This is a genomic window from Pseudomonas sp. Y5-11 (assembly GCF_022368695.1).
In the GTDB taxonomy this organism is placed as follows: domain Bacteria; phylum Pseudomonadota; class Gammaproteobacteria; order Pseudomonadales; family Pseudomonadaceae; genus Aquipseudomonas; species Aquipseudomonas parakoreensis.
Map to the genome: position 1 here is coordinate 1,705,602 of NZ_CP058974.1, position 23,823 is coordinate 1,729,424.

At 60.9% G+C, this 23,823-nt stretch carries 18 protein-coding genes and 1 rRNA gene; 15 read left to right on the forward strand and 4 right to left on the reverse strand.

The annotated features are described in order from the left end of the window. Window positions 1-6 precede the first annotated feature (6 nt). The 7 genes from rrf (at window position 7) to HXW87_RS07500 (ending at window position 11,971) form a co-directional block, all read left to right on the forward strand. Window positions 7-122 (forward strand): 5S ribosomal RNA (rrf, locus tag HXW87_RS07470). A 153-nt stretch (window positions 123-275) separates the two neighbouring features. Continuing rightward, entirely contained in the window at window positions 276-3,728 is a 3,453-nt protein-coding gene (gene recC / locus HXW87_RS07475) for an exodeoxyribonuclease V subunit gamma (protein ID WP_239778678.1), read from the forward strand. Then, window positions 3,725-7,414, forward strand: coding sequence for an exodeoxyribonuclease V subunit beta (gene recB / locus HXW87_RS07480; RefSeq protein WP_239778679.1), 3,690 nt, complete (start codon window positions 3,725-3,727; stop codon window positions 7,412-7,414). The genes recC and recB overlap by 4 nt, the downstream gene beginning before the upstream one ends. Then, the gene (gene recD / locus HXW87_RS07485; protein ID WP_239778680.1) at window positions 7,411-9,510 is read left to right on the forward strand and encodes an exodeoxyribonuclease V subunit alpha; all 2,100 of its coding nucleotides are present in this window, start codon (window positions 7,411-7,413) and stop codon (window positions 9,508-9,510) included. Before recB ends, recD begins: the two co-directional genes overlap by 4 nt. Before the next feature lie 120 nt (window positions 9,511-9,630). Further along, a complete protein-coding gene (locus tag HXW87_RS07490) occupies window positions 9,631-10,206 on the forward strand; it encodes a YfiR family protein (protein ID WP_047291107.1) in 576 nt (191 codons plus the stop codon). Further along, on the forward strand, window positions 10,203-11,471 hold the full coding sequence (locus tag HXW87_RS07495; protein ID WP_239778681.1) for a diguanylate cyclase: 1,269 nt from the start codon (window positions 10,203-10,205) through the stop codon (window positions 11,469-11,471). The genes HXW87_RS07490 and HXW87_RS07495 overlap by 4 nt, the downstream gene beginning before the upstream one ends. A gap of 44 nt (window positions 11,472-11,515) precedes the next feature. Next, window positions 11,516-11,971: an OmpA family protein gene (locus tag HXW87_RS07500; RefSeq protein ID WP_182403736.1), complete on the forward strand. Its 456-nt coding sequence runs from the start codon at window positions 11,516-11,518 to the stop codon at window positions 11,969-11,971. Here the strand turns inward: HXW87_RS07500 and HXW87_RS07505 are convergent. Then, the gene (locus tag HXW87_RS07505; protein WP_041066648.1) at window positions 11,968-12,915 is read right to left on the reverse strand and encodes a LysR family transcriptional regulator; all 948 of its coding nucleotides are present in this window, start codon (window positions 12,913-12,915) and stop codon (window positions 11,968-11,970) included. The two genes, HXW87_RS07500 and HXW87_RS07505, sit on opposite strands and share 4 nt — an antisense overlap. 150 nt (window positions 12,916-13,065) lie before the next feature. Here HXW87_RS07505 and HXW87_RS07510 point away from each other — a divergent pair, with 150 nt between their 5' ends. Both HXW87_RS07510 and mmsB read left to right on the forward strand, forming a co-directional pair. Beyond that, on the forward strand, window positions 13,066-14,592 hold the full coding sequence (locus HXW87_RS07510) for a CoA-acylating methylmalonate-semialdehyde dehydrogenase (RefSeq protein WP_239778682.1): 1,527 nt from the start codon (window positions 13,066-13,068) through the stop codon (window positions 14,590-14,592). 9 nt (window positions 14,593-14,601) lie between these two features. After that, window positions 14,602-15,489 carry a 3-hydroxyisobutyrate dehydrogenase gene (gene mmsB / locus HXW87_RS07515; RefSeq protein ID WP_041066652.1) on the forward strand — a complete coding sequence of 296 codons (888 nt, stop codon included), beginning with the start codon at window positions 14,602-14,604 and terminating at the stop codon, window positions 15,487-15,489. Between the two features lie 245 nt (window positions 15,490-15,734). Here mmsB and HXW87_RS07520 read toward each other — a convergent pair whose 3' ends face one another. Beyond that, on the reverse strand, window positions 15,735-16,085 hold the full coding sequence (locus tag HXW87_RS07520) for a cupin domain-containing protein (protein ID WP_003221437.1): 351 nt from the start codon (window positions 16,083-16,085) through the stop codon (window positions 15,735-15,737). A gap of 34 nt (window positions 16,086-16,119) precedes the next feature. After that, complete coding sequence (locus HXW87_RS07525; protein WP_239778683.1) at window positions 16,120-17,058, reverse strand: LysR family transcriptional regulator; 939 nt, start codon at window positions 17,056-17,058, stop codon at window positions 16,120-16,122. 233 nt (window positions 17,059-17,291) lie between these two features. Here HXW87_RS07525 and HXW87_RS07530 point away from each other — a divergent pair, with 233 nt between their 5' ends. Further along, the gene (locus tag HXW87_RS07530; protein WP_239778684.1) at window positions 17,292-18,056 is read left to right on the forward strand and encodes a sulfite exporter TauE/SafE family protein; all 765 of its coding nucleotides are present in this window, start codon (window positions 17,292-17,294) and stop codon (window positions 18,054-18,056) included. Here the strand turns inward: HXW87_RS07530 and HXW87_RS07535 are convergent. Continuing rightward, window positions 18,046-18,360, reverse strand: coding sequence for a putative quinol monooxygenase (locus HXW87_RS07535; protein WP_047291115.1), 315 nt, complete (start codon window positions 18,358-18,360; stop codon window positions 18,046-18,048). The genes HXW87_RS07530 and HXW87_RS07535 overlap by 11 nt on opposite strands. Window positions 18,361-18,542: 182 nt before the next feature. Here HXW87_RS07535 and HXW87_RS07540 point away from each other — a divergent pair, with 182 nt between their 5' ends. The 5 genes from HXW87_RS07540 to HXW87_RS07560 all read left to right on the forward strand — a co-directional run bounded on the left by HXW87_RS07540 (window position 18,543) and on the right by HXW87_RS07560 (window position 23,822). Beyond that, entirely contained in the window at window positions 18,543-19,133 is a 591-nt protein-coding gene (locus tag HXW87_RS07540) for an NAD(P)H-dependent oxidoreductase (RefSeq protein WP_086793665.1), read from the forward strand. A 188-nt stretch (window positions 19,134-19,321) separates the two neighbouring features. Beyond that, on the forward strand, window positions 19,322-20,233 hold the full coding sequence (locus HXW87_RS07545; protein ID WP_239778685.1) for a LysR family transcriptional regulator: 912 nt from the start codon (window positions 19,322-19,324) through the stop codon (window positions 20,231-20,233). Window positions 20,234-20,336: 103 nt separating this feature from the next. Then, window positions 20,337-21,230, forward strand: coding sequence for an NAD-dependent epimerase/dehydratase family protein (locus tag HXW87_RS07550; RefSeq protein WP_239778686.1), 894 nt, complete (start codon window positions 20,337-20,339; stop codon window positions 21,228-21,230). A gap of 366 nt (window positions 21,231-21,596) precedes the next feature. After that, a complete protein-coding gene (locus HXW87_RS07555) occupies window positions 21,597-22,946 on the forward strand; it encodes a GntP family permease (RefSeq protein ID WP_222016676.1) in 1,350 nt (449 codons plus the stop codon). A 15-nt stretch (window positions 22,947-22,961) separates the two neighbouring features. After that, a complete protein-coding gene (locus HXW87_RS07560) occupies window positions 22,962-23,822 on the forward strand; it encodes a MurR/RpiR family transcriptional regulator (protein ID WP_239778687.1) in 861 nt (286 codons plus the stop codon). The last annotated feature ends 1 nt before the right edge of the window (window position 23,823 follow it).

Genomic DNA, 23,823 nt, shown 5'->3' on the forward strand with positions numbered 1-23,823 from the left:
GAATTTCTTGACGACCATAGAGCGTTGGAACCACCTGATCCCATCCCGAACTCAGAAGTGAAACGATGCATCGCCGATGGTAGTGTGGGGTTTCCCCATGTGAGAGTAGGTCATCGTCAAGATTAAATTCCGAAACCCCAATTGCGAAAGCAATTGGGGTTTTGTTTTGCCCGCAGGAAAGTTCCTACAGCGCGCGGTATGCCCTTCCGGCTGTCACAGCCTGCCGACAATGCTAAGGTTCTGCCCTGGCTTTGTACTTTTCCAAGGAAGCTTTTATGCCGGACGCCCAGTCCCTCAATGCTGCATTCATGGTGGTCCAGAGCAATAGCCTGGACGAACTGCGCAGCCTGGTGGTTAGTGTCATGCGGCGCTATCCATTGGCACCCTTGGAGAACGAAATCGCTCTGGTGCAGAGCAACGGTATCGCCCAATGGCTCAAACTGGCTTTGGCGGAAGACCCTGAGGACGACGACCTCGGGGGATGCGGAATAGCTGCGGCCATAGATGTGCAATTGCCTGGCAGTTTCATGTGGCAGCTTTACCGTATGGTGTTAGGCCGAGACGAAATTCCCGCCAAGTCCCTGCTCGACAAAGCCCCATTGACCTGGCGACTGATGCGCTTGCTGCCGCAGGTTATTGATCGCCCCCATTTTGAGCCGCTGCAACGGTTCCTCACGCACGACACGGATTTACGCAAGCGCTACCAGCTGTCAGAGCGCCTGGCAGATCTGTTTGACCAGTACCAAGTGTATCGGGCTGATTGGCTCGAGGACTGGGCCGAAGGCCGGCACCAGTTGCGCAATGTTCGAGGTGAAGTGAAGCCACTGCCCCCGGTCAGTTGCTGGCAGGCTGAGTTGTGGCGTGCTCTGCTGGAAGATGTCGGTGAGCAGGGCATGGCGCAGAGCCGGGCAGGTGTTCATCAGCGCTTTATCGAGCGCATAAATGCCCTTGAAAACGCACCTGCAGGACTACCCTCGCGGGTGATCGTGTTTGGCATATCTTCGTTGCCGGCCCAGGTGCTCGAAGCGTTGGCCGGACTTGCGCGTTTCAGTCAGGTGCTGCTGTGTGTGCACAACCCTTGCCGACACCACTGGGCCGATATCGTTGCCGACAAGGATCTGCTGCGCCATCAATACAAGCGGCAAAGCCGCAAGACCGGCATGCCGGTCGTGCTCGATCCGGAAGCGCTGCACCAACACGCGCATCCGTTGCTCGCAGCCTGGGGCAAACAGGGGCGCGACTACATCAACTTGCTGGACAGCTACGATGACCCCAATAGCTATCGTGCGGCATTCCGTGACGGGCGCATCGACCTGTTCAGCGAGACGCAGCCACAGACTCTGCTCAATCAACTTCAGGACGACATCCTCGAATTGCGGCCGCTCAATGAAACGCGTGAGCACTGGCCTGCCGTCGACCTGACGCAGGATGAGTCGATCCGCTTTCATATAGCCCACAGTGCTCAGCGTGAGGTGGAAATCCTTCACGACCAGTTACTCGCCCGCTTCAGTGCCAATCCCCATCTACGCCCGCGCGATGTAATCGTGATGGTGCCGGATATCGATAGCTATGCGCCCCATATTCGGGCGGTGTTCGGGCAACTGGATCGGCATGATCCTCGCTTTATTCCATTTACCTTGGCCGACCAGGGCCAGCGCGGTCGCGATCCGTTGCTGATTGCCGTCGAGCACCTGCTCAAACTGCCGGACAGTCGTTTCCCGGTAAGCGAGATCCTCGACCTGCTCGACGTTCCTGCATTGCGCGCCCGCTTTGGCGTTCAGGAACGCGACTTACCTACGCTGCATCGCTGGATCGAAGGCGCAGGGGTGCGCTGGGGAATGAACGCTGAACAACGTGCCGGACTGGGCTTGCCAGATGAGCTTGAGCAAAACAGCTGGCATTTCGGCCTGCGACGGATGTTGCTTGGATACGCCGTAGGCAGCTCCAACGCCTGCGCAGGTATCGAGCCTTACGATGAAATCGGCGGTCTGGATGCTGCGTTGATCGGGCCGCTGGTTGCCCTGCTTGATGCATTGGAGCTGGCCCATCACGAGCTCAATGAGGCTGCTCAGCCCAAGGCGTGGGGCCTGCGGCTGCAGATTCTGATGCAACTATTCTTCAAGGCCAGTAACGAGCACGACGATTATCTGCTCACGCAACTTGAGGAGCTGCGCGAGACTTGGCTGCAGACCTGCGAATCGGTGGGGTTGGTAGATGAGTTGCCGCTGACAGTAGTTCGGGAGGCCTGGCTCGCGGGTCTGGATCAGGGGCGCCTGTCCCAGCGCTTTCTGGCCGGCGCTGTAAATTTTTGCACACTGATGCCCATGCGGGCGATCCCGTTCAAGCTCGTCTGTTTGCTGGGGATGAACGATGGCGATTATCCCCGGGCGCAACCTCCACTTGATTTTGACCTCATGGGCAGCGATTACCGGCCTGGGGACCGTTCCCGACGTGAGGATGATCGCTATCTGTTGCTCGAGGCGCTGCTGTCTGCGCGAAATCAGCTGTACATCAGTTGGGTCGGACGCAGTATTCGAGACAATAGTGAACGGCCTGCTTCCGTGCTGATCGGCCAGTTGCGCGATCACCTTGCCAGTGGCTGGCGGTCGCTCGATGAGTACCAGGAATTGTTGCACGCCATGACCGAGGAGCATCCCCTGCAACCGTTCAGCTCGCGCTATTTCCATGAAGGCGACCAACTATTCAGTTATGCCCGTGAATGGCAGGTTTTGCACCAGGTGCATGAGCCACAACACGAAGCGGAGCTACTCGCGCCTTATGTTCAGGAGGAGCCGCTGAGTCTGGCCCTTCTGCAGGATTTCCTGCGCAATCCGGTCCGGCACTTTTTCACGCAGCGACTCAAAGTGTACTTTGAGGCCGCCGAGGCGCCCCTGGCTGACGAAGAACCGTTCGTGCTGGACGCATTGCAACGTTACACACTCAGCGAGAGCCTGCTCGAAGCCGCGCTCCGGCAGCCCGATAATGTCGATCATGCGCTCGAAGATCAGGCGCGCCGTTTGCAAAACAGCGGGTTGCTGCCCATGGCCGGTTTCGGCGAATGCCTGCAACGAGAGTTGATCGAGCCGTTACCGGACCTGCTGCAGCGTTACCAACAACTTCTGACGTTATGGCCGACACCGTTGATCAGCGCACTCCCGGTCAATCTCGAGTTGCAGGGTGTGCGTATTGAAGGCTGGCTCGCGGGTTTGCATCAGCGTGCTGACGGTGGCGCGCTGTCCGTCACTGCCATTCCCAACAGCATCGGTTCGATCAAAAGTCGGAAATGGCATCGCTTGATCAAGCCCTGGGTCAACCACCTGGTGGCCTGCGCCAGCGGACTCATGCTGAGCACGGCGTTGGTGGCGAGTGACGATACGCTGTTGCTCGAGCCGATGGAGAAGGATCGTGCCACTCGTTTCCTTGGCGATCTTCTGCTCGCCTGGCAGGCCGGCATGCGCCAGCCGCTGCCGATCGCGGTCAAGACAGCCTTCGCCTGGCTTGCGCAGACTGATCCGCTCAAAGCCGAGGCAGCTGCCCGCAAGGCCTACGAAGGTGACGGCCAGACCAGTGAAGGCGAGCGCCGAGAGAACCCCGCGTTGTTCCGCCAATTTGCAGACTTTGATGCATTGCTGGCGGACGAAACATTCTCCGGTTGGTGCGACGCGTTGTATCGCCCTCTGTATGAAGCGCCTTGGCGTTCACTGAGCAGCGAAGGGGCGCGCTCATGAGTACGAAGACACCTTTGGCACTGGCCTTCCCGCTGCACGGCAGTCAACTTATCGAGGCCAGTGCCGGCACCGGCAAGACCTTTACTATCTCGGCGCTTTATCTGCGGCTGATCCTTGGACACGGCGGCGAAGCGAGCGGCTTCGGCCGTGAGCTGCTGCCCCCGCAGATTCTTGTGGTGACGTTCACTGATGCAGCTACCAAGGAACTGCGTGAACGAATCCGTACGCGGCTGGCCGAGGCCGCGCGGTTTTTCCGTGAAGAAACCCCTGCGCCGGATGCCCTGATTGCCGAATTGCGTGAGCAATTTGACCCGGCGCAGTGGCCCGGATGCGCCAATCGTCTGGACATCGCCGCGCAATGGATGGACGAAGCGGCCGTCTCCACCATCCACAGTTGGTGCCAGCGCATGTTGCGCGAACATGCATTCGACAGCGGCAGCCTGTTTACGCAATCCCTGGAGACCGATCACAGCGACCTGCTCGGCGAAGTGCTGCGCGATTACTGGCGACTGTTTTGTTATCCGATGCAGGGCGATGCGCTGAACTGGGTTCGTACCCACTGGGGCGGGCCGGCCGCATTGTTGCCAAGGGTGCGCGGTCTGTTTGGCAGTGAGCATGAAAGTGGCGACGGAAAGGCTCCCGCAGAGCTGATCGACGAGTGTCTGCGGGAGCGACGTGCCGCGTTGCTCGAGCTGAAAATGCCATGGCGTCAGTGGGCGGATGAGCTGCTGGTGATCTGTCACGAGGGCGTCGCGAGCAAAGCCGTTGACGGACGCAAGATGCAGGCGCGTTACTTCGAGCCCTGGTTCGAGAAACTCAAGGCCTGGGCGCAAGACGAGTCCATGGAGCAACTGGACATCGGCACTGGTTTTACCCGACTGACCCCTGACGGGATGGCTGAAGCCTGGAAGGGGCAGGCGCCGAGTCATCCGGGGCTCGACGCGATGCCGGGGCTCAAGTCGAGCCTCGACGCGCTGCCCACCCCGGATGCCGCTGTCTTGCAGCACGCGGCGAGATGGGTGGGCGCGCGTTTTGAAGAAGAGAAGCGTCGTCGCGCGGAAATGGGTTTTGATGACATGCTGTTGCGGCTCGATGCGGCGTTGCAATCCGACAGCGGCGAGCGCCTGGCGGCGGTGATCCGCGAGCAGTTTCCGGTGGCATTGATCGATGAGTTTCAGGACACCGATCCGGTGCAATACCGGATCTTCGAAAGCATCTATCGCATCGAAGATAACAGTCCGGACACCGGCCTGTTCCTGATCGGCGACCCCAAGCAGGCGATCTACGCGTTCCGTGGCGCCGATATCTATACCTACCTGCGTGCGCGTCAGGCCACCACTGGCCGCCTGCATACACTGGGCACCAACTTCCGTTCCAGCCATGGCATGGTCAATGCGGTCAATCATGTATTCGAACGCGCCGAGTCCCGTGAGCAGGGACGCGGCGCGTTTTTATTCCGGGAAAAAACCGGGGAAAACCCGGTGCCGTTCCAGCCCGTTGATTCGCAAGGACGCAAAGAGCGGCTGCAGGTCGCCGGCGAGGATGTCGCGGCACTGAATGTCTGGCACCTGTCGACGGACCAGCCGCTGTCAGGGGCGGTCTATCGCCAGCAGTTGGCGGCGGCCTGTGCCAGCGAAATCACCGCATTGCTCAACGGCGGGCAAGCCGGTGCGGCGGGATTTGTCCGGGACGCAGAAGCCTTCCGCGGTTTGCGGCCCTCCGATATCGCGATTCTGGTACGTGACGGCAAAGAGGCCCAAGCCGTACGCACAGAACTCGCGGCCCGTGGCGTGCGCAGCGTTTATCTGTCGGACAAGGACTCGGTGTTCGCCGCCCAGGAAGCGCACGACCTGCTGTCCTGGCTCAAGGCCTGCGCCGAGCCGGATGTCGAGCGCTCACTGAAGGCCGCGCTGGCCTGCATCACCCTCAATCTGCCGCTGGCTGAACTTGAGCGCTTGAATCAAGATGAGTTGATCTGGGAAGCCCGAGTCATGCAGTTTCGGGGTTATCGCGAACTGTGGCGCAAGCAAGGTGTGCTGCCGATGTTGCGACGCTTGCTGCACGACTTCCATTTACCGCAGACCCTGATCGCTCGCAGTGACGGCGAGCGAGTGCTGACCAACCTTCTGCATCTGTCGGAACTGATGCAGCAGGCCGCGGCGGAACTCGATGGCGAGCAAGCGCTGATTCGTCATCTGGCCGAGTTGCTGGCACTGTCCGGTCAGGCCGGTGAAGAACAGATATTACGTCTGGAGAGCGACGAGCAACTGGTCAAGGTGGTGACCATCCACAAGTCGAAGGGACTTGAGTATCCGTTGGTGTTCCTGCCTTTCATCTGTTCGGCAAAACCGGTGGATGGCAGTCGCCTGCCGCTGCATTACCACGATGCCTCCGGCAAAGCCCAGGTGACACTGAAGCCTACCGCCGAATTGGTCGCCCTGGCGGATGACGAGCGTCTGGCCGAGGACCTGCGTCTGCTCTACGTCGCGCTGACTCGCGCGCAACATGCATGCTGGCTGGGTGTCACGGACCTCAAGCGCGGTAATAACAGCAGTTCAGTGCTTCATCTTTCGGCGCTTGGCTATCTGCTGGGTGGCGGCGCAAGGCTGGATGAGTCAACCGGTCTGAGTCGTTGGCTGCAGGATCTGCAACAGAACTGCGCGGCTATCAGTCTGAGTGAGTTGCCTCAAGCGACGCAGGAGATCTACCAGCCCGAGCGCAATGAAGCGATCCTCAGCGCCACATTGATGCCAAAGCGCAAGGCCAGCGAAAACTGGTGGATTGCCTCCTATAGTGCGTTGCGCATCAGTGACGTGTTGAGTGTCGGCAGCGATGAGGCGCCGGACAGTCCGCAAGCGCAAAAGCTGTTTGACGATGAGCGCCTTGACCCTGATGCGCCGCGAGAGCTCGTGGTTGGTGGCGCCGATATTCATCGTTTTCCTCGCGGCCCGAACCCGGGAACCTTCCTCCATGGTTTGCTGGAGTGGGCTGGCGATGAAGGTTTTGCCGTTTCCGGTGAGTCAATCAAGGACGCAATTGGCCGGCGCTGCAATCTGCGCGGCTGGCAGGGTTGGATTGTCACCTTGAGTGACTGGCTGCAGCACTTGCTCAAGTCCCCGCTGCCAGCAGGTGGCGGACAGCCTCCGGTCGTGCTCGAGCAACTGAAGCAGTACCGGGTTGAAATGGAGTTCTGGTTTGCCAGTCACAAGGTTGATGTCCTCAAACTCGATGATTGGGTACGCCAGTACACCCACAACGGTGTGGCGCGAGTAGCCGCCGAGCCAGTACAGCTCAACGGCATGTTCAAGGGCTTTATCGACCTGACCTTCGAGCACGCGGGCCGTTACTACGTCGCCGACTACAAATCCAACTGGTTGGGTGTCGACGATACGGCCTATACCGAGCAAGCCATGGAGCGTTCGATCCTGGACAACCGTTACGACCTGCAGTACGTGCTGTATCTGCTGGCCTTGCATCGGCAATTGAAGGCGCGTCTGCCCGACTACGATTACGACCGGCATGTCGGTGGTGCGTTGTATGTATTCCTGCGGGGAACCCGGGCAGACAGTAGTGGCGTGTACTTTGCGCGGCCGCCACGGGACTTGATCGAACGCCTGGATCGCCTGTTCCAGGGGAAGCCGGAAGCCAAGGCCGAACCCGCATGGGAACAGGGAGTCCTGTTATGAAGCGTACCTTCGCCGATCTGTCATCGGCTATCGACAACCCGTCGAGCCTGACGCCACTGACCAGAGCTTCGGATCTGCTGATCTTGCTTGAGCGCTGGGTCGAACGAGGCTGGCTTCGCTCGCTGGACAAGGCCTTTGTCGGTTTCCTGCACGAACTTGCGCCTGAGTCCGATCCTCTGGTGTTGCTCGCAGCCGCACTGACCAGCCATCAACTGGGTCACGGGCATGTTTGCCTTGATGTGTTCGAAACCCTCAAGGCCCCGGATTTCGCCCTCTCCCTGCCTCCCGAAGGCGATGTACAGAGTGATGTATGGCTGCTGCCGTCGCAGTTGCTTGAAACGCTGGATGGCGCCCATTGGTGCAGGGCGCTGGCGAGCAGTGCGCTGGTTGCACTGACAGCGGACACCCGCGACCCGGCGCAGCAGCGGCCGTTGGTGCTGTCCGGTAAGCGCCTGTATCTGCGGCGCTACTGGGCTTACGAGCGGCGTATCGATGCAGCGTTACGGACACGTCTGGCTCAGCCTGAAACGCCGCCGGATGACTTGCCTCAGCGCCTCGATGAGTTGTTCGGCGCTGCAACACCGGGGGCCGTGATCGACTGGCAGAAACTCGCCTGTGCCCTTGCCACTCGCGGTGCGTTCAGCATCATCACCGGCGGCCCGGGGACCGGTAAAACCACGACCGTGGTGCGTTTGCTCGCGCTGCTCCAGGCGCCGGCGGTCGAGGCCGGTCAACCGTTGCGTATTCGTCTGGCGGCGCCCACCGGCAAGGCCGCTGCGCGGTTGACCGAATCCATCAGCCAGCAAGTGCAATCGCTGACGGTCACCGAAGACGTGCGCGAGAAGATCCCTTGCGACGTCACGACAGTCCATCGTTTGCTGGGCAGCCGTCCCGGCACCCGACACTTCCGTCACCATGCTGGCAACCGCTTGCCGCTGGATGTGCTGGTGGTCGATGAAGCTTCCATGATCGACCTGGAAATGATGGCGAACCTGCTCGATGCATTGCCGACGCATGCGCGTCTGGTGTTGCTCGGCGACAAGGATCAACTCGCTTCGGTGGAGGCCGGAGCGGTACTTGGCGATCTTTGCCGTGATGCCGAGGCAGGCTGGTATAACCCGCACACCCGACAGTGGCTGGAGTCGGTCAGCGGAGAGTCATTGCACGGCAGTGACCTGCACGTAGACCTCGATGGCTCTCATCCGCTGGCCCAACAACTGGTGATGCTGCGTCATTCCCGGCGTTTCGGTGAAGGTAGCGGCATTGGTCAACTGGCGCGGCGGGTCAATCAGCAGTTGCCGGATGAGGCGCGCCAGTTGCTGGCGGCCGGTCACTACGACGATGTGTTTTCACTGCCGCTCAAGGGAGAACACGATCACAAGCTGGAGCGCCTGTTGCTCGACGGTCATGGCGACGGTCCACAGGGTTATCGCCACTATCTGAACACCCTGCGCGAACAACGCCCGCCAGCAGGCAGACCGCTGGAACATCCAGACTGGACCAACTGGGCGCGGGCGGTGCTGCAGGCGTTTGACACCTTCCAGTTGTTATGTGCCGTGCGCAAGGGACCTTGGGGCGTTGAAGGGTTGAATCTGCGGATCACCGAAACCCTGCTCAAGGCACGCCTGATCGAGCATGACCAACAATGGTACGAAGGTCGGCCGGTGCTGATGACCCGCAATGATTACGGTCTGGGACTGATGAACGGCGATATCGGCATCGCCCTCAAGTTGCCCGAGCGCGAGGGCCCCGAAGCTGGCAGACCGGTACTGCGCGTGGCCTTCCCGCGAAACGACGGGCAGGGCGGGGTACGGTTCGTGCTGCCGAGTCGGCTCAACGACGTTGAAACGGTGTACGCCATGACCGTGCACAAATCTCAAGGCTCGGAGTTCGCCCACACCGCGTTGATCCTGCCTGACGCCTTGAATCCGGTGCTGACCAAAGAATTGATCTACACCGGGATTACACGGGCCAAGCATTGGTTCACCTTGATCGAACCCCGGCCTGGAGTGTTCGAAGAGGCCGTGGAGCGCAAGGTCAAGCGCCTGAGCGGATTGATGCTGGAACTGGAGGAAGGCGCAGTGGCTCGGGAATGAAATAACCTGAAGTCTGGTACCGATTACTGACCGACTGGTCAGACGACGCTGTCTCGCTGGTGTTACTTCGCTGTGCTATCGTTGCGGCATCATTTCGGTACGATCCAAGAGAATCCCTGCATGAAGGTGGCTGTCTGGGCGACAGAGCGCGTGGTTCGCTGCAAGCACGCATTGCTTGTCGGTCTGCTCTGTTTGCTGGCGGGCGCTGCCATCGCGCAGCCACAAACGCCAGCGGGCATGGCCGAGCAACGCGCCCAAGCGGTGACGCAGGTCGTGCTCGGCATTCTCAGCTATGCACGCTGGCCGGTTGAACCTGCGCAATTGCGCCTGTGCATCGTCGGCCCTACCGAATACACCGACGATCTGGTCAAAGGCACCACGCAGGCTACGGGTCGGCCGGTCGTCGTACGCCGACTGCTGGCCGACAACCCGGCGATCGTCAGCGAATGCGATGCGGTGTACATCGGCAAACTCACGGCGGATGAGCGCAGTCGGCTCTTTGCTTCATTGATCGGTCACCCGGTGTTGAGCATCAGCGAAGGAGGCGATCAGTGCACGGTCGGCAGCCTGTTCTGCCTGCGCGTCGGCGATGAACAGGTGTCCTTCGAGGTCAACCTCGACTCTGTTGCGCGCAGCGGTGTACGCATCCACCCGAGCGTACTGCAATTGTCGCGTCGCAAACCGGCGGCGCCATGAAACTGTTCCGTTCTGGAAGCCGCCCGACGCTGGGATCGGTCATTGGCCGTGGCCATTTGATTGTGGCGCTGGTAGCCGTGACGATGGCCAGCGTATCGCTGACCCTGTTGGGCGTTCTCGCGCTGCGGGTGTACGCCGATCACAACTTGCAGCTCATTGCGCGCTCGATCAGCTACACCGTGGAAGCGGCGGTAGTGTTCAACGACAAGGCGGCCGCGACTGAAGCGCTGGCCTTGATTGCGTCCACCGAAGAGGTGGCGGACGCGCAGGTGTTCGATGCGCAAGGTCAGGTGCTGGCGCGTTGGCAGCGGCCCGAGAACGGCCTGTTTACCGAACTGGAAATGCAGATCACGCGTACCGTTCTGGAAAAGCCGGTCAGGCTGCCGATTGTGCATCAGGAGCGCGAAATCGGTCACATTCTGCTGGTCGGTCATGGCGGCAGTCTCATGCGCTTTTTGCTGAGCGGTCTGGCAGGGATCATCCTGTGTACCGCCATCAGTGCCTGGGTCGCGCTTTATCTCGCGCGTCGACAATTACGCGGTATTACCGGACCACTGCGTAGCCTCGCCGCGGTGGCCCACGCCGCACGCAGCGAGCGCGCGCTGGATCGGCGAGTACCGCCGGCGCAGATTGCCGAACTGGATAATCTGGGCAACGACTTCAATGCGTTGCTCGACGAACTCGAATCCTGGCAAACCCACCTGCAGAGCGAGAACGAGACCCTCGCCCACCAGGCCAGCCACGACAGCCTCACCGGCTTGCCGAACCGGGCGTTTTTCGAGGGCCGATTGATTCGTGCCCTGCGTAATGCCGGCAAACTCAACGAGCGGGTAGCGGTGTTGTTCCTCGACAGTGACCGTTTCAAAGGCATCAACGACAACTTCGGCCACGCCGCCGGCGATGCCGTGCTGGTGGCAGTCGCCAATCGGATCCGCGCGCAGCTACGTGAAGAGGATCTGGTGGCGCGGCTCGGCGGCGATGAGTTTGCCGTGCTGCTCGCGCCGCTGCACAAGGTCGAAGATGCCGAGCGTATTGCCGACAAGATTCTCGACAGCATGGACCTGCCCATCGCGCTGCCGGGCGATACCAGTGTGGTGACGTCGCTCAGTATCGGCATTGCGGTTTTCCCTGATCATGGTGCCACGCCAGGTGCCTTGCTCAACGCCGCCGACGCGGCGATGTACCAGGCCAAACGCCTGTCGCGTGGTGCTCAATTCACTGCCGGGTCGGAGAGCCCGGTTGTCAATCTGCAAACCAGGAGCTGATTCCCGTGTTCATACTTCCCGCTCGATTGTTTTCCGCCTTGCTGATGATCGCCGTACTCGCGCTGACCGGCTGCCAGACCGCACCACAAAAAGGCCTGACCCCGGCGCAGATCGCCGTCCTCAAACAACAAGGCTTCGAGGCAACCGACGAAGGCTGGGAGTTTGGCCTGTCAGGCAAAGTGCTGTTTGGCAGCGATATCGAAAGCCTGAACGCCCAAAGCACCGAAATCGTCGAACGCATCGGCAAGGCGCTGCTGGGGGTCGGTATTGAACGCGTACGGGTCGACGGTCATACCGACGCCTCGGGCAAAGAGACCTATAACCAGCAACTGTCGCTGCGCCGGGCCAAGAGTGTGGCTAAAGTGCTGACCACCGTCGGCATGAAGGAAGAGAACATCCAGTTGCGCGGACTGGGCAGCAGCGAGCCGGTGGCGTCCAACAGTACTGCCGCCGGACGTACCGAGAATCGTCGGGTGTCGATTGTGGTCAGCGCCGATTAATCGGCGAACTGCATCTCGCGGGTCTGCCCCATCAGCAGACCCTGATTGCGCTCCGTCACCTCACGGATGTAATCCCACAACAGTGTGATCCGCTTGAGCTTCCTCAGATCCTCCCGGCAGTACATCCAGAACTGCCGGGTGATGTCGATTTCTTCGGGCAGCACCGGCAGCAGGCGCGGATCCTGCGCCGCGAGGAAGCACGGCAGAATGGCCAGTGAGCGCCCTTGTTGCGCTGCGACGAACTGCGCGATCACGCTGGTGCTGCGCAGGTTCGCGCTGGCGCCAGGCAGCACGTTCGCCAGGTACAGCAACTCCGAGCTGAACGCCAGGTCATCCACATAACTGATGAATTGATGCTTGCCCAAATCGGCCGGGCGGCGAATCGGTGGGTGCTGGTCGAGATAGTCCTGGGTCGCGTACAGCTGCAAGCGGTAGTCGCAGAGTTTGCAGCACACGTACGGGCCGTGCTCCGGGCGCTCCAGCGCGATGACGATATCGGCTTCGCGTTTGGACAGGCTGATGAAGTGCGGCAGCGGCAGGATGTCTACCGAAATTGCCGGGTAGGCGTCGACGAAATGGCTCAGTTGCGGGGTGATGAAAAAGCTGCCGAAACCTTCGGTGCAGCCCATGCGCACATGGCCCGACAGTGCCACACCGGAGCCGGAGACCTGCTCGCAGGCCATGTGCAAGGTGCTTTCAATCGACTCGGCATAACCCAGCAGACGCTGGCCTTCGGTGGTCAGCACAAACCCGCTGGTGCGGGATTTTTCGAACAGCAGCGTACCCAATGCCGCTTCCAGCGAACTGATGCGCCGCGACACCGTGGTGTAGTCGACGGCCAGGCGTTTGGCTGCGGTGCTGGCCTTGCGGGTGCGGGCGACTTCGAGGAAAAACTTCAGGTCGTCCCAGTTCAGCGACCCCAGGGAGGTGATGTTTTTTTGCATGATGGACGGGCTTATATGTGCGTTCTTATTAGAAGTTTGCACATCTATACTCCAAAAACAGTCCGACAACCAATTCGTGACACACGCCTCATCTCAAGGCGAACCCTTTCGCCTTGGCTCCTACGATAAAAACAAGTTTCGGAGACCAGCATGAACGCATCGCTTACGCCCAACGAAACCACGGTCCAGAAGGTCAAGCTGCTGATCGACGGCGAGTGGGTTGAATCGCAGACCACTGAGTGGCACGACATCGTCAACCCGGCGACCCAGCAAGTGCTGGCCAAAGTACCGTTCGCCACCGCTGCTGAAGTCGATGCCGCCATCCGTGCCGCACACCGCGCCTTCCAGACCTGGAAACTGACCCCGATCGGCGCGCGGATGCGCATCATGCTCAAACTGCAGGCGCTGATCCGCGAGCACTCCAAGCGCATTGCCGTGGTGTTGAGCGCCGAGCAGGGCAAGACCATTGCCGACGCCGAGGGCGACATATTCCGTGGCCTGGAAGTGGTCGAGCACGCCTGTTCCATCGGCACCCTGCAAATGGGCGAGTTCGCCGAAAACGTGGCGGGCGGCGTCGATACCTACACCCTGCGCCAGCCGATCGGCGTGTGCGCCGGCATCACCCCGTTCAACTTCCCGGCGATGATTCCGCTGTGGATGTTCCCGATGGCCATCGCCTGCGGCAACACCTTCGTCTTGAAACCTTCCGAGCAGGACCCGCTGTCGACCATGCTCCTGGTGGAACTGGCGATCGAGGCCGGCGTTCCGGCGGGCGTGCTCAACGTGGTGCACGGTGGCAAGGATGTGGTTGATGGCCTGTGCACCCACAAGGACATCAAAGCCGTATCGTTCGTTGGTTCGACCGCAGTCGGTACTCACGTCTACGACTTGGCCGGCAAGCACGGCAAACGCGTGCAATCGATGATGGGCGCGAAGAACCACGCCGTGGTGCTGCCGGACGCCAATCGCGAGCAGGCGCTGAATGCGCTGGTCGGCGCCGGTTTCGGTGCGGCAGGGCAACGTTGCATGGCCACCTCTGTGGTGGTGCTGGTTGGTGCAGCGAAGCAATGGCTGCCGGACCTGAAAGCACTGGCGCAGAAACTCAAGGTCAACGCCGGCAGCGAGCCGGGCACCGATGTCGGCCCGGTGATCTCGAAGAAAGCCAAGGCGCGGATTCTCGATCTGATCGAAAGCGGCATCAAGGAAGGCGCCAAGCTGGAACTTGATGGTCGCGACATCAAGGTGCCGGGCTACGAGCAAGGCAACTTCGTCGGTCCGACCCTGTTCTCGGGCGTGACCACCGACATGCAGATCTACACCCAGGAAATCTTCGGCCCGGTGCTGGTGGTGCTGGAAGTCGACACCCTTGATCAGGCCATTGCGCTGGTCAACGCCAACCCATTCGGCAACGGCACGGGCCTGTTCACCCAGAGCGGTGCGGCGGCGCGTAAATTCCAGACGGAAATCGATGTAGGCCAGGTCGGCATCAACATCCCGATTCCGGTGCCGGTGCCGTTCTTCAGCTTCACCGGTTCCCGTGGTTCGAAACTGGGCGACCTCGGCCCGTATGGCAAACAAGTGGTGCAGTTCTACACCCAGACCAAAACGGTCACGGCGCGCTGGTTCGATGACGACAGCGTCAACGACGGCGTGAACACCACCATCAACCTGCGCTGAGGACTGGCCATGAAAATCGCATTTATCGGTCTGGGCAACATGGGCGCGCCGATGGCGCGCAACCTGATCAAGGCCGGCCATTCGCTGAACCTGGTGGACCTGAACAAGACTGTGCTGGCGGAACTGGAGCAACTGGGCGGCACCATCCGCGCCTCGGCCCGTGAAGCGGCGCAAGACGCCGAGCTGGTGATCACCATGCTGCCGGCGGCGGTGCATGTGCGTAGCGTCTGGCTCGGTGAGGACGGAGTGCTGGCCGGTATCGGCAAAGGGGTGCCAGCGGTGGATTGCAGCACCATCGATCCACAGACCGCCCGCGATGTGGCCGCCGCTGCCGCCAAACAGGGCGTGGCCATGGCCGATGCACCGGTCTCCGGCGGCACTGGCGGCGCGACCGCAGGCACGCTGACCTTCATGGTCGGCGCCACTCCGGAACTGTTTGCCACCCTGCAGCCGGTGCTGGCGCAGATGGGCCGCAACATCGTGCATTGCGGTGAAGTCGGCACCGGGCAAATCGCCAAGATCTGCAACAACTTGCTGCTGGCGATTTCGATGGTCGGTGTCAGCGAAGCGATGGCACTGGGCGATGCACTGGGGATCGACACCTCGGTGCTGGCCGGGATCATCAACAGCTCCACCGGGCGTTGCTGGAGTTCGGAAATGTACAACCCGTGGCCGGGCATCGTCGAAACGGCGCCGGCCTCGCGTGGTTACACCGGCGGCTTCGGTGCCGAGCTGATGCTCAAGGATCTGGGGCTGGCCACCGAAGCGGCGCGCCAAGCGCATCAACCGGTGGTGCTCGGCGCGGTGGCGCAGCAGTTGTATCAGGCGATGAGCCAGCGCGGGGAAGGCGGCAAGGACTTCTCGGCGATCATCAACAGCTATCGCAAGCCGCAGTAACCTGGACATCAACACTTTTGTGGCAACGCAGACTTTGTGGTGAGGGGATTTATCCCCGATCGACTGTGTAGCAGTCGCAACCACTGAGCCTGCGTTTCAACTGACACAATGCGGGGGGCGCTTTGCGCCTATCGGGGATAAATCCCCTCGCCACAAATCTCACAGACGCCACAACCATGGCGTCAGCCAGAATGCAGTAGGTGTTGCCGGGAAATCACGTCGGGTGGTTTCCCGGCTTTTTTGCATCAGGCAAAGACAAAATATTTGCGTACGGTCTCGACCACTTCCCAGGTGCCTTTCATCCCCGGTTCAACCACGAAGATGTCGCCGGCACGCAGGTGAATCGGCGCCATGCCGTCCGGGGTGATGATGCAATAGCCTTCCTGGAAGTGGCAGTACTCCCACTTCACGTAGTCGACCCGCCACTTGCCCGGGGTGCAGATCCAGGTGCCCATGATCTTGCTGCCGTCTTCGCTGGTGTAGGCGTTGAGGTTGACGGTGTGCGGGTCACCCTCGAGTTTTTCCCATTTGCAGGCATCGAGTACCGGCAGCGGGTGGGTGTCGCGCAGAACGGTGATGGGGGCGGTCGCGGTCATGGGAACTCCGGGCAGAAGGATTTGAAGGCGAACCCTATAGCGCCTGCTCGCCGTTCAGTTGTCTGTGCTCGACATCGAACTGCTCAGAAACGCGCGGATCAGTGAGCGCGTGTAACAACGCGCGAGCGTAATTCGGCAACGTAGCGAAATCTCGGGCGCACAGCATGAGCGTGCGGCGTGCCCACGCCTCATTGAGCGCCACCCATTTGAATGAACGCAATGCGCTTCGCTCGACAGCGGCCAGCGGCACAATTGCCAGCCCGACACCTCGGGCGACCATGCGTATTACCCCGTCGAATCCGTCGGCGCGGATACGGATCTGCATCCGCGAGCCGCTGTGCAGCGCTTGTTCTTCCAGATAAACCGCCAGCGCGCTGTCGGCGCGCAGTCCGACAAAGTCATGCTGCAGGGCGTCGCTGAAACGGACTTCGGCAGCGTCAGACAATGGGTGGTCGAGGGGGAGAATCAGCACCAGCGGATCGGCACGAAATGGCAGGGTCTGCAGGTCGGTGGTATCGACGGCGTCGGACACAATCCCCAGGTCCGCCGCGCCTTGGCGCAAGGCATGAGTGATGCGCGCGCTGGGCAATTCCTGCAGATCGATGTCGAGGTTGGGATGCTCGCACAAAAAGTCCGCCAGCATTTCTGGCAGGTATTCAGTGATCGCGGTGGTGTTACACAGCAGCCGTACCTGGCCTTTGGCGCCTTGGGCGTAATCGGCCAGATCCTGCTGCATGCGTTCGGACTGTTGCAGGAGGACGCGCGCATGTTGCGCCAGCGCCTTGCCGGCCGGCGTCGGGCTCACGCCACGGCGCCCGCGCTGCAGGAACTCGGTGCCGAGCGAAGCCTCCATGGCCCGGATGCGCGCACTGGCGGCGGCCAGCGACAGATGGCTGCGGGCGGCGCCGGCGGTGATGTTGCCGCTGTCGAGGATGTGCAGGTAGAGGCGCAGGTCGGTGAGGTCGAAGTGCATGGGGGCAGCCTCTGGTCTTCGTGGTTTCTGGGCGGGCCCTATCGCTGGCAAGCCAGCTCCCACAGGATGTGTGTTGTGCACAAAATCTGTAATCCACACTGAAACCTGTGGGAGCTGGCTTGCCAGCGATGAGGCCAGAAGTCTCAATCAGGTCTTCAGCCTCTTGTATTGGCAGAGGCAGCCTCAGTATATGGCAGATTTTCAGCGCACCCGCCAAGGCGCACAGTAGCGCCATGAACGCACTCGCAGACTTCTATCAAAACCTCGGCCTGGGCCTATCCTTGCTGGTCATCGCCACCTTCATCATGGCCGGCCTGGTCAAAGGGGTAATCGGTCTCGGCTTGCCCACTGTCGCGATGGGGCTGCTGGGCCTGGCTATGGCCCCATCACAGGCAGCCGCGTTGCTGATCATTCCGGCGACGCTGACCAACGTTTGGCAACTGGCCTTTGGCGGGCATCTGAAAGGGCTGATCAAACGCCTGTGGCCACTGCTGCTGATGATCTTCCTCGGGACCGCCGTCGGCACGTTGTCGATCGGCATGGCGGGCGGGCATTGGGTGGTGCGCGGCTTGGGCGCGGCGTTGTTGCTGTATGCGTTGAGCGGGTTGCTGCTGCCGACCCTGCAGGTCAATCCCCGGCATGAGCCGTGGCTCGGCCCGCTGTGCGGGCTGATCACCGGAGTCATCACTTCGGCCACCGGCGTGTTCGTGATACCGGCGGTGCCGTACCTGCAGGCGCTGGGTTTGCAGCGTGATGAACTGGTGCAGGCGCTGGGCCTGTCGTTCACCGTTTCGACCCTGGCGCTGGCTGGCGGCCTGTTCTGGCGCGATGCACTGGGCAGTGGCGAATTAAGTGCGTCGCTGCTGGTGCTGATTCCAGCGATGCTGGGCATGGGGTTCGGCCAATGGCTGCGGCAGCGCATCAGTGCCGTGCTGTTCAAGCGGGTGTTCTTCATCGGACTGGGCGCACTCGGCGCCCATTTGCTGATCAGCGGCTAGCCGACGAGGCGCTGAGCATGTCGATCCGCCGGATATCGAAATCGCGCTCCAGGTACGTCATGCGGTTGTCGAAAAACTCGCGCATGTGCGGCAGGTTCGAGTGCACGTCCAGGTGCGCCTGGCTTTCCCAGATCTCATAGAAGATGAACAGCGTCGGGTCTTCCTGGTCGCGCAGCATGTGGTACTCGATGCAGCCGGGCTCGGCGCGGCTCGGTTCGACATAGGCGCGAAACAGCGCTTCGAAAGCCTCGGCTTTCTCCGGGCGGGTCTTGGCGTGCAGGATGAAACCGTGGCGTTCACTCATCAGATCAACTCCTCAAATGCAGATGGCTGCCAATGCTATTGCAACAATCTGCGTTCCATTCGTGCATTTTGATCAAATGTATTTTGCGCCGACGCGGCTTATTCCGCGCGAGATGGGTGGTTAACCTGCCGCCATTCGTTTTCCCATCTTTCCCCAGCCCAATGGCTGCGCGAGGCGTTCTGATGAAAAAAGTGTTGTTGCTCAATGGCGGCAAGAAATTCGCCCATTCCGACGGTCGTTACAACGCGACCCTGCACGAAACTGCACTGAGCGTGCTGGATCGTGGTGGCCTGGATGTCAAAACCACGTTCATCGATGAGGGTTACGACGTCGCTGAAGAAGTGGCCAAATTCCTCTGGGCCGACGTGATCATTTATCAGATGCCGGGCTGGTGGATGGGCGCGCCGTGGACGGTGAAAAAGTACCTCGACGAAGTCTTCACCGAAGGTCATGGCAGCCTTTATGCCAGCGATGGCCGGACCCGTTCCGATGCGTCGCAGAAGTACGGCAGCGGCGGCCTGATTCAAGGCAAGCAATACATGCTGTCGCTGACCTGGAATGCACCGCAGCAAGCTTTCGACGACCCGAGCGATTTCTTCGAAGCCAAAGGTGTCGACGCGGTGTATTTCCCGTTCCACAAGGCCAACGAGTTTTTGGGCATGACCGGATTGCCGACGTTTCTCTGTGTCGATGTAATGAAGCGGCCGAACATCGAGAATGATGTAGCGCGGTATGAGCAGCATCTGAAACAGGTGTTTGCTCTCAAGGCGTGAGGTGATTCATTCGGTGAGGGTTTTAACTGTGGTGAGGGGATTTATCCCCGATGGGTCGCGCAGCGGCCCCCGATCTTGATCTCAAAAAGCGGGGGCCTGCTGCGCAGTCCATCGGGGATAAATCCCCTCGCCACAGGGGTGTTCTCTCTCCACAATGGATTTGTGCAGTCGATCAATAAGGGAAACCCGTGAAAGCCAGATCCGATGAGTTGCAGATTTTCGTCTGCGTGATCGAGTGCGGTTCGATTTCCGCCGCCGCCGAACAGGTCGGGCAGACGCCGTCGGCGGTCAGCCGCACGTTGTCGCGGCTCGAAGCCAAGCTCGACACCACGCTGATCAACCGCACCACGCGGCGCATGGACCTGACCGAGGAGGGCAAGTATTTCTTCGAGCAGGCCAAGCTGATTCTCGATCAGATGGATGCGCTCGAAGAGCGTCTGTCCTCACGCCAGCAAACCCCGTCCGGGCGTCTGCGGATCAACGCTGCGTCGCCGTTCATGCTGCACGCCATCGTGCCCTACATCGACGAGTTCCGCAGGTTGTACCCGGACATCCAGCTTGAACTCAACAGCAATGACCTGATCATTGACCTGTTGGAACAAAGCACCGATGTCGCCATCCGCATCGGCACCCTGGCCGACTCCACGTTGCATGCGCGCTCGCTCGGTTGCAGTCCGCTGCTGATCGTCGCCAGTCCAGCGTATCTGGAGCAGCACGGCGCGCCGCAGCAGGTGGCGGACTTGAGTGATCACGCCCTGCTCGGTTTCACCCACAACGAAGGCCTCAATCAGTGGCCGCTGCGTTACGTGCACGGTGACCGTTGGCCGATCACTCCGGCGATCAGTGCTTCCAGCGGCGAAACGGTGCGCCAGCTGGCGCTGGAAGGCCAGGGCATTGCCTGCCTGTCGCACTTCATGACCATCGACGACATTCGCGCCGGGCGCCTCAAGGTGTTGCTGGCGGAGTTCAACAGCGGTTATCGCCAGCCGATCAACGCGGTGTACTACCGGAACTCGCAACTGGCGCTGCGCATCCAGTGCTTCCTCGACTTCATCCAGAGCAAACTCGCGGCGTACGCCAGTGCTGATTTCAAAGGCTGATTCGTGACCCCTGCGCAACAGTGAATTGGGCGAGGGCGGGTTTTTCCATCGGGGTGACCGGTCGATACTCGTCGCATCACTTATTCACGCAGGGAGTTTCTCCATGAACGTATTCATCACCGGCGCCGCCGGTTTTATCGGCGGTTCCATCGCCACCGGTCTGGTCCAGGCTGGCCATAATGTCACCGGCCTGGTGCGCAGCGCCGAGCAGGCTAAAGAACTGAAAGCACTGGGCATCACCCCGGTGATCGGCACTCTTGAAGACAGTGCATTATTGGCCGATCAGGCCCGCGCCGCCGATGCGGTGATCAATGCCGCCAGCAGTGACCATCGCGGCGCGGTCGAAGCGTTGCTCGATGCCCTGCGCGGTTCGAACAAAGTGTTCCTGCACACCAGCGGTTCGAGCATCGTCGGCGATGCCTCGGGCGGCAAATCCAGCGACGTCATCTACTACGAAGACAATCTGCCGGAGCCCACCGTCGACAAGGCGGCGCGCGTGGCGATCGACAAGCTGATCCTCGCCGCCGCACAGGACGGCGTGAATTCGGCAGTGATCTGCAACACCCTGATCTACGGCCACAGCCTGGGCGTCAATCGCGACAGCGTGCAGTTGCCGCGTTTGCTCAAACAAGCACGTAAAAGCGGTGTGGTGCGGCATGTTGGTACTGGCCAGAACATCTGGTCCAACGTGCACATCGAAGACGTCGTCGCCCTGTACGTGCTGGCGCTGACCAAAAACGTCCCGGGCACCTTCTACTTCGTCGAAAGCGGCGAAGCCTCGTTCATCGACATGACCACTGCCATGGCGCAGGTGTTGAATCTGGGCCAGCCACAAGACTGGCCACTGCAAGACGCCGAAGCCGAATGGGGCTACGAAATGGCCAACTACGGGCTCGGCTCCAACAGCCGCGTACGCGGCAAACACGCTCGTGAACGGCTGGGCTGGGCGCCAAAGCGTACGTCGGTGGTGGAGTGGATTCGTAACGAGATGGTGTGAATCCCGTTGCACCGCATCAAGCCTTTCGCGAGCAGGCTCGCTCCCACAAATAGAACGGATTCTGACTGAAGGAATGCAATCAACTGTGGGAGCGAGCCTGCTCGCGAAAGCGGTGGATCAGTCGGCAGAGATGTTGAATGTGACGCCGCCTTCGCGAGCAAGCTCGCTCCCACATTGGTTTCTCGTTCACCGAAAAGCCATGTAAATCCCACCCCGCGATTTTCATTAATCGCGACAAGACATATCCAGCAGCGACACGCCTTAGCTCTCCACGAAAATTACTTTCATGGCGTTTGAAAACTCGATCTCGAAATGATTTATGAGTTTCACAACCCATTCGAACGTGACCCTTTCGAGGAGTACCGCATGACACCTTCCTTCGGCTATTGGCTGCTGATGTATGCCGCCGTCGCCATCATTGCCTTGATCGTGCTGATCGCCCGTTACCGGCTCAATCCGTTCATCGTCATCACGCTGATTTCCATCGGTCTGGCGCTGGTGGCGGGCATGCCGCCGTCGGGCGTGGTGGGGGCGTATGAGGCCGGGGTGGGCAAGACGCTGGGGCATATTGCGCTGGTGGTGGCGCTGGGGACGATGCTCGGCAAGATGATGGCCGAGTCCGGCGGCGCGGAGCAGATGGCCCGCACCCTGATTGAGAAGTTCGGCGAGAAGAACGCGCACTGGGCGATGGTTTGCATCGCGTTTCTGGTCGGCCTGCCGCTGTTCTTCGAGGTCGGTTTTGTGTTGCTGGTACCCATCGCCTTCACCGTGGCGCGGCGGGTGGGCGTATCGATTCTGATGGTCGGCCTGCCGATGGTTGCCGGCCTGTCGGTGGTGCATGCACTGGTGCCGCCGCACCCGGCGGCGATGCTCGCGGTGCAGGCGTATCAGGCCTCGGTCGGGCAGACCTTGCTGTATGCGATTGCCATCGGTATTCCCACCGCAATCATCGCTGGGCCGCTGTACGCCAAATTCATCGTGCCGCGCATTCAACTGCCGGCGGATAACCCGCTGGAAAAACAATTTCTCGACCGCGAACCGCGCGACAGGCTGCCGGGTTTCGGCATCACCATGGCGACCATTCTATTGCCGGTGGTGCTGATGCTGATCGGTGGCTGGGCGAACCTGATCTCCACGCCGGGCAGCGGTTTCAACCAGTTCCTGTTGTTCATCGGCAATTCGGTGATCGCACTGTTGCTGGCGACCTTGCTGAGTTTCTGGACGTTGGGCATCGCTCAGGGTTTCAACCGTGAATCAATCCTCAAATTCACCAACGAGTGCCTGGCGCCGACCGCCAGTATCACCTTGCTGGTCGGCGCCGGCGGTGGTCTGAACCGGATTCTGGTGGACGCCGGGGTCACCGATCAGATTGTCGGGCTGGCCCACGAATTTCACCTGTCGCCGCTGATCATGGGCTGGCTGTTCGCGGCGTTGATGCGGGTGGCCACCGGCTCGGCCACCGTGGCGATGACCACCGCATCCGGCGTGGTTGCGCCGGTGGCCATTGGTCTGGGTTATCCACACCCGGAATTGCTGGTGCTGGCGACCGGCGCCGGCTCGGTGATTTTTTCCCACGTCAACGACGGCGGCTTCTGGTTGATCAAGGAATACTTCAACATGACGGTCGCGCAGACGTTCAAGACCTGGACCGTGCTTGAGACCCTGATCTCGCTGGTCGCTTTCGCTTTGACCGTCGGCCTTTCTTACCTGCTGTAACCGGAGCCCGCCGCCATGGACATCCTTTATCAGATCCGCGCCCGTCAGGATTCCTTCAGCGCCGGCGAAGGCCGCATCGCCCGGCTGATGCTCGACGACGTCGGTTTTGCCGCGAGCGCCAGCCTCGAAGATCTCGCACTACGGGCCGAAGTCAGTACCGCCACGTTGTCACGTTTTGCCCGCACGGTGGGCTGCCGCGACCTGCGCGATCTGCGCCTGCAACTGGCCCAGGCCAGCGGCGTTGGCAGCCGTTTTCTCGACCCGGCGGGTACGCCTGAACAGTCGGCATTCTACGGGCAGATTGTCGGCGATATCGAAACCACGCTGCGCCAGCATCTGGCTGGGTTCGACGAATCGCGCTTCGCCGATGCGGTGAAAATGCTCGGCCAGGCGCGGATGATTCATGCGTTCGGCATGGGCGGTTGCTCGACCCTGTGCAGCGATGAATTGCAGGTACGCCTGGTGCGCCTCGGCTACCCGATTGCGGTGTGCCACGACGCGGTGATGATGCGCGTCACCGCCGCCAGCCTCAATGCCGAGCACGTGCTGATCGTCTGCTCGCTGACCGGCATCACCCCGGAGCTGTTGGAAACCGTCGAACTGGCGCGCAACTACGGCGCACGCATTCTGGCCATCACCCGCGCCGATTCGCCGCTGGCGGAACTGGCCGACATCGTTCTGCCGCTGCAAGGCGCGGAAACTTCGTTCATCTACAAACCGACGGCAGCGCGCTACGGCATGTTGCTGGCCATCGATGTGCTTGCGACCGAGCTGGCGCTGGCCAATCCTGAAGACAATCAAGAGCGTCTGCGGCGGATCAAACTCGCCCTCGACGAATACCGTGGCGGCGACGATCACCTGCCGCTGGGAGACTGAC